Below are 10,760 nucleotides of genomic sequence, written 5' to 3'. Positions count from 1 at the left end.
ACCATTTCTCGTGTTAGGAAGCTCACACCCTTGACTTCCCTCTCTGTAAACCGTAAAAATGATTTCGTGTCCTTATCATTACTTTTTCGTTCATGTCTATTTGTTAACTTATTATAGTTATCAATTTTTTAAAAAGCAAGCCTATTTTTCCTAACTATTTTCAAGACATTTTTTTATTGTATTTCACAATAGCATTATGTAACTGCCACTCAATTTACCTATTTGGTTATTTCTCCAGTTTGTAAATCAACGGTTCATATATAAATATTCCATTCTAAAACACGTACATATTCACCTCGAAAAAATTATAGCAATAAAATTTTCAATACAATCTTTTCGTATAACTTTCTTCTAAAGAACGTGCAACATCTTCTTCTGAAGCATTCACTTTCGCATGCTCTAGCAACATTTTTGCTGCTGAAGGTAACTCTTTTTTATTCAACCAAGATTCTGGATCCCACATCTTAGAACGAATAAAAGCTTTTGCACAATGAATATAACACTCTTCTATTTCAACAACAATTCCAAGTAACGGATTGCGTCCATTCACCTGCATTTCTTGCAAAATTTCTTCGTCGTTTGTAATATACGCTGGGCCATTTATTCTGAGTGTCTCCCCAAGACTTGGAATAAAAAAGATTAATCCTACACGTGGATTGGAAATAATATTCAAAATGGAGTCTATACGACGATTGCCTGGTCTTTCTGGAATGATAATTTTATTATTATTGAATACGTATACAAATCCAGGTGCATCTCCTCTCGGCGAAGCATCACACTCTCCTAATTTATTTGCCGTAGATAATACTAGAAAAGGAGATTTAGACAGAAAATCTACGCAATGGTGGTCTAATGATGAAATAACTTTTTTTAAAGCTCGTTCACTTGGTTGCCCCAATATTTCCCGTAATTCCTTCTCTGTTGAAATAATCGATTTTATTTCCTTACCCTCTATTCCCACTAATAACGACCCCTTTTTCTTTATTTTCCCAAAATTCAATACAAATATTGTATAATAAAATTTGCAGAAAGGGGAATTTAAATGGCAGAGTGGTTAACTATATTTGATACTGAAAGAAACATACTTGGGAAGAAATTATGTGATGAAGCGCACCGTGACGGTGATTGGCACGAAACATTTCATTGTTGGTTTGTAGAAAAAGATGATGCAGATATGTTTTTATATTTCCAATTACGCTCTAAAAATAAGAAAGAAGCTCCACTTATATGGGATATTACTTCAGCTGGACATATTATGCATGATGAAGATGTACAAATTGGTGGTCTTCGTGAAATTGAAGAAGAATTAGGACTTTCCTTTCAAACGACTGATTTAGCATACAAAGGAATCTTTACAATAGATTATGAAATTTCAAATCTTACGGATCGCGAGTTTTGTCATATGTATTTTCACAATGTCATCCAGCCACTTCCATTCGCACCAGGTGAAGAAGTAGACGATATGATGAAAATACATGCAACTTCTTTTCTACAACTATTAAAAAGAGAGATTTCATCTTTAACGACTATTTCAGTTTTAAACAGTAACCCGATTACGATAACATTTGAAGATATTTATCCGTATGATCTTGCGTACTATGAATTTGTTGTAGAACAAGGAAAAGAATTACTAAAAAATAATAGCTTGTAAATAAAATAGGACTCTCAGCGTACATTACTCAGGAGTCCTATTCTTTATCTTACTATTTACGTGCGAGCAATAATAATCTTACCTCAAATTTCTGCAAAGGCATGGTTCGCCCGTACAAGTCCGATTAACGAGAGCTTATACTCAATGGATAATTGACAAAACCCGACTCAATTAAATTCCACTTTATTTTCTCTCTTTCGATGTTTGAAACATACTTGGAAGTGTTACAAAGCGTGCCCCTTTCGTTTTTAACTGTGGAATAATTTTGTCTAGTGCCTCTACAGATCCTTGCAAATGCCCACCTGGAGTTGAATGTTGAAGTATGACACTACCCGGAAATGAGTTTCCTAACACATTATTTGTAATCGTATCAGCACTTACACCTTTCCAATCAACCGTATCAACACTCCACTGTACAATCATAAAATTTTGCTCAGTTGCCCACTTCAATTGATTTTCAAGTATTTCACCATACGGCGGACGTATAAACCTCGGTGCATAACCAATTAAACGATTTAATATTTCTTCCGTCTTTATAATTTGATTACGGTACTCAGGCTCATTTACTTTCGCTAAATTTGGATGGCTATACGTATGATTGCCAATTACATGCCCTTCATTCGCAATACGCTTCACTACATTCGGAAACTTTTCTGCATTTTCACCAAGCAGGAAAAAAGTAGCTTTTACATTATGTTGTTTTAACTTATCTAATATTCTTGGCGTGAATTCTAAATCCGGTCCATCATCAAATGTAAGAGCGACTTCCGCTTTATTGTACGGTCCTGAAAATGCGTACGCATATTTTTCGACCCATAAAAATGGTGTCCACGATCCACGCTCATCTGCTTTCATTTGTACTTCATAGTTTTGAGGGATATATTCGTATGGCAATGTGCTTATATAGTCTCCATAATAAAATGAGTTATATGGCATATACGCATACGAAACATCTCGTTCTAGTCCCCATTGATATGGAGCAAACATTTCTGGCGAATAAAAATAATACATGATAAAAAACCTCCCTAAATTTTCATATGTGATTCATCTGCACTTTGTTAGAGAAATTGTTATTCATAAACAAAAATAAGACTGTCCTTAATTAGGACAGTCTTACTGCTTTATATTATTAATAAATCGATGTACTATCTTTTGGCAAAGCTTTCACATGTTTTAAATAGTTCGTCACTTTATCATCATCTTGCGGATATTGATATCCATATGTGTTAGCAATTTCATTCGCCACTTCTCTAAATAAATCACACGTGACAAAGAATGACTCCCATATGTTTTCATATTCTGCATTAGAAAATGTCCTTTTAAATTGCACCCACATATCTTTTTCAATATATTGCTCGAAATGCTTTCCAAACTTCCCTGCATTAACTGTAAAGTCTGTTTTCATACCAATATGCCATTCTAGCATTACGATGAACATATCTCGCACTGGACCATCAATCATCCCTTTCGCATAAGAAAGTTCTTCTCTCCATATTCCTTTTGCCACATTCGTACTACACCACCAAAACTCATTACAGCAATCCAAAAACTCTTTTTCTGTAGGCTTTTTTATTAAGTAATCCCTATCGCTTGCTCGTGGAAATTCATCCATACAATCATCTTTATCAAGAAGCAGTTTACTTAAACTATCTTGCCCTACAAATATATCTATTAAATCAACTGGAACTAACGTTAAATCGATTCGGTTCCCATCCATAAACTGCATTAAATACGGAAATTTCCCGTCTTCGTCCGCAGGAACTAATGACATTTCTTCTGGCATTTGTACAATCATTATTTCTCCAAATCTACGTATCCAATTATGATTAGACGTAAAAGAGCGTATATCTTTTACAACATACATAATATCATAGTCTTGAAAACAGTCTCTTTTCACATTTGGATTCACACGCGATCCATTCATGATAACAGCTCGAATTCTTTCATCCTCTTTTGCTGTATTTATAATTAAGTCTAACATTTCTTTTTCAGTTCTCATCTACTCACAACCTCCAATTTTTTCATATAAAATATAGTGATATATATAGGAGGTCCACGAGCTAACTGCGTTGTATACGATACATATTATAATTTTCCAAACATCTTTTTCATTCTATTTATCTCCTTTCGTTATTCTTTTACGACCACCATTATAAATCCATCGTACCCTTTACTACCGACCGTTTGAAGCGCTGTAGCACTTACACGCGGCTCAGCAGCTATTCGCTCATAGAAACGACGTATCCCTTGTACGCGAGGATCATTACTAGTATTGTCAATAACTTCTCCTTCACGTACTACGTTATCTCCAATAATTACAGTCCCCGGTCGTGATAATTTCAGTGCCCATTCAAAATAAGCAGGGTTATTTTGTTTATCAGCGTCTATAAAAATAAAGTCAAATGGTTCATACTTCTCATTTTCGATTTGCTGTAAAGAATCTAAAGCTAATCCTGTTCGCACTTCAATTCTATCATTCAAACTAGCACGCTCAATATTGCTACGCGCAATGTCAGCATGCTTTTCACTTGCTTCCAATGTAACAACTCGTCCTCCCGATGACAATCCCCTTGCAAGCCATATCGTGCTATATCCGCCTAGAGTACCAATTTCTAAAATGTTACGAGCTCCTTGAATTTGTACTAATAGTTGTAAAAACTTCCCTTGCGTTGGCGATACTTCATGTGCCGGTAAATTAGCTGTAGCATTTGCTTGAAGAACTTCTTCTAATATAGAATCTTTCGGTATTAATACATCACTCACATATTGATCAACGGCCGTCCATTTCTCAACCATACTCATGAAAATACCATCCCTTCAATTTTTCAATGCATTTCTACTATTCACTTTTGATTATACCGAAAATTCCGTCTCGTATACAAAAAATAAAGAAGGGACATCTACTTCATTACAAAATAGATATCCCTTCTTTTGTTTATACATGTATCCCTTACGGATTAGTAGACCAAAGTCCTGCTGATTTAATAAATGTACGTTTATTTAATTTCAGCTGCGCTACGATAAACTCTGCAATATCTTCTGCTTGCATAACTTTATCCGGATTTCCATCAGTTAATCCTAAATCTACAGCCATATCAGTTGCTACTGTACTTGGTGTTAAAGCCGTTACACGAATGTTATGCTTACGAACTTCCATCGCTAACGATTCTGTTAAGCCAAGAACACCAAATTTAGAAGCACTATATGCACTTGTTACCGGTGCACCTTTTTGTCCTGCTGTAGATGAAATGTTAATGATATCACCAGATTGTTGTTCAATCATACTTGGTAAAGCTGCACGAGTTGCATAGTATACACCCATTAAGTTTACTTGAATGATTTTTTCCCAATCAGCAACGTCTAATTCTAAAAACTTACCAAATTTAGAAATACCAGCGTTATTAATTAAAATATCGATAGATCCTAAACCGCTTTTTAACGTCTCAATCGCAGTAGTCACTTCTTCATATGAAGAAACATCAGCAGTCGCAATAACAGCTTTTACGCCTTCTGCTTCTACTTCTTTTGCAACTGCTTTTAAGTTTTCTTCTGAACGAGCTAAAAGACCTACATTTACGCCCTCTTTCGCTAATGCAATCGCTACAGCACGACCAATACCTCTACCTGCTCCTGTAATTAAAGCATTTTTACCTTGTAATAATTCTGCCAAGTATAACACTCCTTAATGATCTCTGTTATGTATTATATTAAAATTGTATCTATGTTTATGTAAAAAGGCAATGATGCACTTTCATGTGCGTAGGTTACTTGTAGGTAACTATAGAAAGTTTTTATTTATAAGTCTCATCTTTTTGCCATTATTTATGTAAAATAAAATAAATCCACCATAGGAGAGGATATGTGTATGAAAAGAAAAAAATGGTTCTTGTCACTAACTGCAGTCGGACTATGTATCATATTTTTGGCTATGTACTTTATATTTGGTAATCCACTACATTATAAAGTAATAGAAAAAGATACTAGCGATTATGTCCATACAATAAAAGGATATAAACAAAAAGAAATACAAAGCATAACCGGAAAATATACTCCTCTTTATAATATCGGCTATTATGCAACAGTAGTATATAAAGACGAACCTTATTTTACATACTCTTATACATACGATAATAATAAAAAAATAATACAAGACAACGGCATTTTAGGAAGACATACTGAGTCCTTTGAAAATCTTAATTTAAACTGGTTATTGTTTGACGAGTTAGTAGAGGATATTCATACAAACTTAGAAGAAAAAGGTTTAAGTGAAAAAAGAGATTATTCTATACGAAGCGTTCAATTCATTGATATAGACAATGATAAAAACGGTGCAGAAGCATACGTTAACTTTAAGAAAGATAAAGAATCTGATTACTCATACCGTATGAATAGCGAAGGAAAAGCTTATCAATATAGCTGCAGCAATGGTAAATGTATTTATAAAGAGAAATAGTGTTAGAAGATATCCTCCTAACACCATTTCTCTTTATATTTAGGAATACACACAATAAATTCTGTCCCATTCCCTTCCTCACTTTCGACTTTTATTTCTCCTTGATGAAGGTCGAGTACTTTTTTTACGATGGCCAATCCTAAGCCACTTCCTCCATAAGCACGATTTCGTGAAGAGTCCGCTTTATAAAAACGTTCAAAAATATGTTGTTTCTGTTCTTCGGATATTCCAATTCCCGAATCACGAATACGCACTTCCACTAATGTCTCATATTCTTTTAACTTGATTGAAATCGTACCACCACTTGGAGTAAATTTAATACTATTATGAATTAAATTAATCCAAACTTGACTCATACTTTCTTGATCAGCAGTAATATGCACTTTGTCTAAATCAAGGTCTAACTCAATTTCTTTTTCAGCCCAGAGCGGTTCACTATTTAACACAATTTGCTTTAACTGTTGATCTAATCGATAAGTCGCTCTTTCTGGTGTATATTCTTCTGACTCTAATAGGGTGAGTTTCAGTAAGTTTTGACTTAGTTTAGATAATCTCGTCGTTTCTGTTTCAATAATGGTAAGATAATGCATTCTTTTTTCCTCAGGAAGATTAATATCTTGTAGTGCTCTAGCAAATCCTTTTATAGAAGTTAATGGTGACTGTATTTCATGAGAAACATTCGATACAAATTCCTGGCGCATTTTCTCCATCGTATTCAGTTCATCTGTCATATCATTTATACTTTTTACGAGCACACCAATTTCTCCATCATATTTCTCTTCATTTCGTATTTTTACCGAGAAGTCCCCTTTTGCAATTTTTTGTATCGGTTCAATAATAGTCCAAATCATTGCCTCTCGCTTGGGTCTCATTAATACCCCGATCAATACCCAGATAAGAACAATAAATATAAAGCCGACCATATCACTAATTAGAAAAGTAACAAAAGGCGATACTTGTATTTCAAGCGCATTCATTACACTTGATGATATATAAAAAGCTATAGACCAAATTATAGTGAGAAAAGAAAAAAGTGCTATTACCGCTCCAATTACTTTCAGCATCTTCAACTTACTCATTCGTTTTCTTTTTCTCATTTACTTACCTCTAAACGATACCCTAATCCTCTTATCGTTTTAATACTAAATTTCGACTTCTCTTCTTGGAACTTCTCACGTAACCGATTTATATGAACATCTAATGTACGTTCATTTCCTTCAAAATCATATCCCCATACAGCTTCAATTAATTGCTCTCTCGAACACGTTCTTCCTGCTTTAGAACCTAAAGTAAAGAGCAATTCGAATTCTTTTAACGGTAACGTAACCGTTTGTTCTCCAACTGAAACTTCAAATGTTTTACGATTTAACTGTACATCTCCAACTTGAATCGATTGCGACACTGTAATTTGGTAACGTTTCAGTAGTGCCTTTACCCTCACTACTAGTTCTATCGGATCAAATGGTTTTACAAGATAATCATCCGTGCCAAGGTGAAATCCTTTTACTTTTTGAGATGTTTCCCCTTTAGCAGTTAGCATCAAAATCGGAATATCATAGTATTTCCTTAATTCAAAACATACATCAAATCCATCCATATTCGGCATCATAATATCAAGAATAACCATATCAACTTTCACTTCATCTATTTTCTGAAGAGCATCCAGTCCATCAATTGCCTCATATGTTTGAAAACCTTCCCGCTCTAAAAATACAGTAACAAGTTCTCTAATATGCGGATCGTCGTCTACTATTAAAATTTTAGGTATCAAAGGAACCATTTCCTTTCTACTTAACATCCTTATATTTTATAATGCGCCCTCTTTAATTTTCAATTGTTGCGTTGCAAAGTCACGATACATGTCATGTGTACGTAATAATTCATCGTGCGTACCACTTCCTGTAAGGTTCCCTTTTTCAATAAAGATAATTTTATCTGCATCTACAACTGTAGAAAGCCTATGTGCAATAACTAACGTTGTTCTGCCTTTCATTAAGTTATTTAATGCCTTTTGAACGACAGACTCTGATTTACTATCTAAACTTGAAGTTGCTTCATCTAACATAAGAATTTGTGGGTTTCGAAGTAAAGCTCGTGCAATCGCAATTCGCTGTCTTTGTCCTCCGGAAAGCTTCACACCGCGCTCTCCTACTTCTGTTGCATATCCGTTTGGTAAGTCATGAATAAATGCATCAACATATGCCATCGCTGCTACTTTTTCGATTTCTTCATCTGTTACTTCACCCTCAACACCGTAACAAATGTTATCACGAATCGTTCCATCAATTAACGGACTATCTTGTGAAACGTAACCAATTTGACGTCGCCATGACTGTAATGAATAGTTCGTGATCGAGTCTTTTCCTAATTTAATGGCACCGCTAGTCGGCTCATAAAAACGTTCTAATAATGAAAATAACGTCGTTTTCCCGCTACCACTTGGCCCTACAATCGCTGTTACTTTTCCTGATTCAATTGTGAAATCAATATTTTTTAAGACTTGCTCTTCTTCGTTGTACTCAAAATGTACATTTTCCAGAACGATTGGCTGCTTAGCGTTTGTAACCTTCACACCAGTTTCATGGTCTTCTACTTCATATTCTAAAATCGTATTAATTCTTTCCGTTGCACCAATTGCCTTTTGGAATTGTGTAAAGAACATAGATAATTGACTCATCGGCATGATAATTTGAACTAAATATAAAATAAACGCTACTAGTTCCCCTGTTGTTAACACACCGCTAGAAACACGCATTCCACCATACCCTACGATAATAACAAGCAGTGCCATTAAAACAAACGACATAACTGGTGAAATTAACGCTTGCACTTTTCCCTCTTTCAAACCAAATTGCAATAACTTTTGTATACCTGTATTCCCTGTTTCATATTCTCTTTTTTCTGTATTTGAAGATTTCACTAAACGAATTTCTGATAATACTTGCGTTAGCACACTTGTAAAAGAAGCTGTTTCATCTTGAAGTGCTTTTGAAATCTTATACATTTTTCGTCCGAGTGGAACTAAAATTAGTACTGATAATGGGATAACCGTTAAAAGTAAAAGTGTCATTTTCCAATCTAAAACGAATAGTACAATTAATGATCCGACGATTGAAATACCACCTGTTAATAAGTTTGACAAATGCTCAGAAATTAATGTTTTCACAACTCCTGTATCATTTGTCATTCGGCTAATTGTATCGCCTGTTCTATTTTGGTCATAATAAGATACTGGCAATATAAGCACCTTTTTCCACAAACGTTCTCTCAGTCCAGCTACAATCTTCTGTCCTATATAATTTAGTAAATATATAGATAATCCTGCAGCTACAGTTTGCATAATAAAGAATGCAACTAGCCCAACAATTTGTCCTGTACTAATTGATGAAAGTGAAAAATTATCTACTAATCCTTTTGTTAACATTGGAATAAACAAACTTGCTCCCGTAGAAAGCAAACTCATTAATAACGCAAAAACAAGAATCCCTTTCGGAGGATTTGTATCTTGAATAAGGCGTAAAAACTGCCTCCAGCTCCCTTTTTTCTTTATTTCATTTTTAACTTCCATTCCTGTTCATCTCCTCGTGTTAAACCAAACTGTTCTTTCTAAAAGTAGAATACAATACGAATGTAAACTGAATGTAAACACACTTTTTCTATTTTTACAAAATATACATAAAAACGCATCTTTACAACAGATGTAAACATCTGATATTATTACCTGGTACTTAATATTATTCTATGCGAATGATAGATAACCAATTTACAATACTATATAAATCTCCCGTTATTGAAAGGAGTATCCTTTTTGCAAACAAATATACATTCCGAAAAGGAAACAATTATTTTTATTCATGGATTAGTCGGCAATCGTCGTGCCTTCAAAAAAGAGCATAAACGATTTTCTGCCTCTTACAACATTATTACTTATGACTTATTAGGTCACGGCGATGATAAAGGAGAAGCTATCGAATTTTCATTACAGCGTCTCGTGGATCAATTATTGAACTTATACGAAAAAGAAGGCATTCAAAAAGCTCATATTTGCGCTTTAAGCTACGGCTGTTATATCTCTACCATTTTTGCACAAATGCACCCAGAAAAAGTATTAAGCATTTGTCATATTGGTGGACATTATAATAATCCTTCCCTTTTATATAATGTATTTCAAAAGTTTTGGGAGAAGCGAGGAGACAATTACTCTAAATGGCTCTCTCAATACGCAAATACCATTTTTCCAAGTGGCATACTAAAGGCAAATCCGTTCGCAGTCATTTCAAGAAATATTTATTACCGTTTCGGATTGCAATTACACTCATCAATTATTGCCCAATCATTACGACACCGTTTAGAATTTGATTTAAAATCTAAATTAAAATCACTTCCCCACCCTATTCTATGGGTAATGGGCGAACATGATCATCTCTATAAATCTTGTCTTTTTGATTTAAAGTCCATTCTCCCTAACGTTTTATATAAAGAAATACCGTTAGCAGGACATGCAGCAAACTTATTTCGTCCCAACTACTTTCATGACCTATACGCTCGATTTTTAAATGGGAAGTTACAGTAAAAACTACTACATTCCCGATCTATTCAACTATAAAAAGGCTTCCCAAGTTTCCCTGGAAAGCCTTTTCTCTATACGAAAAGTAT

11 protein-coding genes are annotated in these 10,760 nt (G+C 34.4%); 3 read left to right on the top strand and 8 right to left on the bottom strand.

Annotation, left to right across the window (positions count from 1 at the left end):
- Nucleotides 1–322: 322 nt before the first annotated feature.
- Nucleotides 323–961 carry a pyridoxamine 5'-phosphate oxidase family protein gene (locus ACQVV1_RS28090; protein ID WP_242251568.1) on the bottom strand — a complete coding sequence of 213 codons (639 nt, stop codon included), beginning with the start codon at nt 959–961 and terminating at the stop codon, nt 323–325.
- An 81-nt stretch (nt 962–1,042) separates the two neighbouring features.
- On the opposite strand from ACQVV1_RS28090, the gene ACQVV1_RS28085 reads away from it, so the two are divergent.
- Nucleotides 1,043–1,651, top strand: a complete 609-nt coding sequence (locus tag ACQVV1_RS28085; RefSeq protein WP_431169842.1) for an NUDIX hydrolase — start codon at nt 1,043–1,045, stop codon at nt 1,649–1,651.
- 183 nt (nt 1,652–1,834) lie between these two features.
- On the opposite strand, the gene ACQVV1_RS28080 is transcribed toward ACQVV1_RS28085, so the two are convergent.
- The 4 genes from ACQVV1_RS28080 to ACQVV1_RS28065 all read right to left on the bottom strand — a co-directional run bounded on the left by ACQVV1_RS28080 (nt 1,835) and on the right by ACQVV1_RS28065 (nt 5,321).
- Nucleotides 1,835–2,662, bottom strand: a complete 828-nt coding sequence (locus ACQVV1_RS28080) for a peptidoglycan-N-acetylglucosamine deacetylase (protein WP_063224186.1) — start codon at nt 2,660–2,662, stop codon at nt 1,835–1,837.
- Between the two features lie 118 nt (nt 2,663–2,780).
- Nucleotides 2,781–3,650: an aminoglycoside 6-adenylyltransferase gene (locus tag ACQVV1_RS28075; protein WP_431169840.1), complete on the bottom strand. Its 870-nt coding sequence runs from the start codon at nt 3,648–3,650 to the stop codon at nt 2,781–2,783.
- Between the two features lie 131 nt (nt 3,651–3,781).
- Entirely contained in the window at nt 3,782–4,453 is a 672-nt protein-coding gene (locus ACQVV1_RS28070) for an O-methyltransferase (RefSeq protein ID WP_309260026.1), read from the bottom strand.
- Between the two features lie 148 nt (nt 4,454–4,601).
- Nucleotides 4,602–5,321: a 3-ketoacyl-ACP reductase gene (locus ACQVV1_RS28065; protein WP_026591950.1), complete on the bottom strand. Its 720-nt coding sequence runs from the start codon at nt 5,319–5,321 to the stop codon at nt 4,602–4,604.
- A gap of 195 nt (nt 5,322–5,516) precedes the next feature.
- Here ACQVV1_RS28065 and ACQVV1_RS28060 point away from each other — a divergent pair, with 195 nt between their 5' ends.
- Nucleotides 5,517–6,104, top strand: coding sequence for a DUF3139 domain-containing protein (locus ACQVV1_RS28060; RefSeq protein ID WP_431169838.1), 588 nt, complete (start codon nt 5,517–5,519; stop codon nt 6,102–6,104).
- A 17-nt stretch (nt 6,105–6,121) separates the two neighbouring features.
- On the opposite strand, the gene hitS is transcribed toward ACQVV1_RS28060, so the two are convergent.
- The 3 genes from hitS to ACQVV1_RS28045 are packed head-to-tail and all read right to left on the bottom strand — an operon-like array spanning nt 6,122 to nt 9,672.
- Nucleotides 6,122–7,201, bottom strand: coding sequence for an envelope stress sensor histidine kinase HitS (hitS, locus tag ACQVV1_RS28055; RefSeq protein ID WP_431169836.1), 1,080 nt, complete (start codon nt 7,199–7,201; stop codon nt 6,122–6,124).
- On the bottom strand, nt 7,198–7,875 hold the full coding sequence (hitR, locus tag ACQVV1_RS28050) for an envelope stress response regulator transcription factor HitR (protein WP_242251919.1): 678 nt from the start codon (nt 7,873–7,875) through the stop codon (nt 7,198–7,200). The genes hitS and hitR overlap by 4 nt, the downstream gene beginning before the upstream one ends.
- A gap of 36 nt (nt 7,876–7,911) precedes the next feature.
- Nucleotides 7,912–9,672: an ABC transporter ATP-binding protein gene (locus ACQVV1_RS28045; RefSeq protein ID WP_431169835.1), complete on the bottom strand. Its 1,761-nt coding sequence runs from the start codon at nt 9,670–9,672 to the stop codon at nt 7,912–7,914.
- Between the two features lie 240 nt (nt 9,673–9,912).
- Here ACQVV1_RS28045 and ACQVV1_RS28040 point away from each other — a divergent pair, with 240 nt between their 5' ends.
- Nucleotides 9,913–10,677: an alpha/beta fold hydrolase gene (locus ACQVV1_RS28040; protein ID WP_431169834.1), complete on the top strand. Its 765-nt coding sequence runs from the start codon at nt 9,913–9,915 to the stop codon at nt 10,675–10,677.
- Nucleotides 10,678–10,760 lie beyond the last annotated feature (83 nt).

This window comes from Bacillus basilensis, assembly GCF_050630465.1.
Classification (GTDB): domain Bacteria; phylum Bacillota; class Bacilli; order Bacillales; family Bacillaceae_G; genus Bacillus_A; species Bacillus_A basilensis.
Note: the sequence above shows the minus strand (reverse complement) of the source record. Positions and strands in the feature narration are given on the sequence as shown.

What these genes read in the sequence shown, in the direction of transcription:
- ACQVV1_RS28085 (WP_431169842.1), top strand. Translation starts at nt 1,043, where the DNA reads ATGGCAGAGTGGTTAACTATATTTGATACTGAAAGAAACATACTTGGG.
- ACQVV1_RS28080 (WP_063224186.1), bottom strand. Translation starts at nt 2,662, where the DNA reads ATGTATTATTTTTATTCGCCAGAAATGTTTGCTCCATATCAATGGGGA.
- ACQVV1_RS28075 (WP_431169840.1), bottom strand. Translation starts at nt 3,650, where the DNA reads ATGAGAACTGAAAAAGAAATGTTAGACTTAATTATAAATACAGCAAAA.
- ACQVV1_RS28070 (WP_309260026.1), bottom strand. Translation starts at nt 4,453, where the DNA reads ATGAGTATGGTTGAGAAATGGACGGCCGTTGATCAATATGTGAGTGAT.
- ACQVV1_RS28060 (WP_431169838.1), top strand. Translation starts at nt 5,517, where the DNA reads ATGAAAAGAAAAAAATGGTTCTTGTCACTAACTGCAGTCGGACTATGT.
- hitS (WP_431169836.1), bottom strand. Translation starts at nt 7,201, where the DNA reads ATGAGAAAAAGAAAACGAATGAGTAAGTTGAAGATGCTGAAAGTAATT.
- ACQVV1_RS28045 (WP_431169835.1), bottom strand. Translation starts at nt 9,672, where the DNA reads ATGGAAGTTAAAAATGAAATAAAGAAAAAAGGGAGCTGGAGGCAGTTT.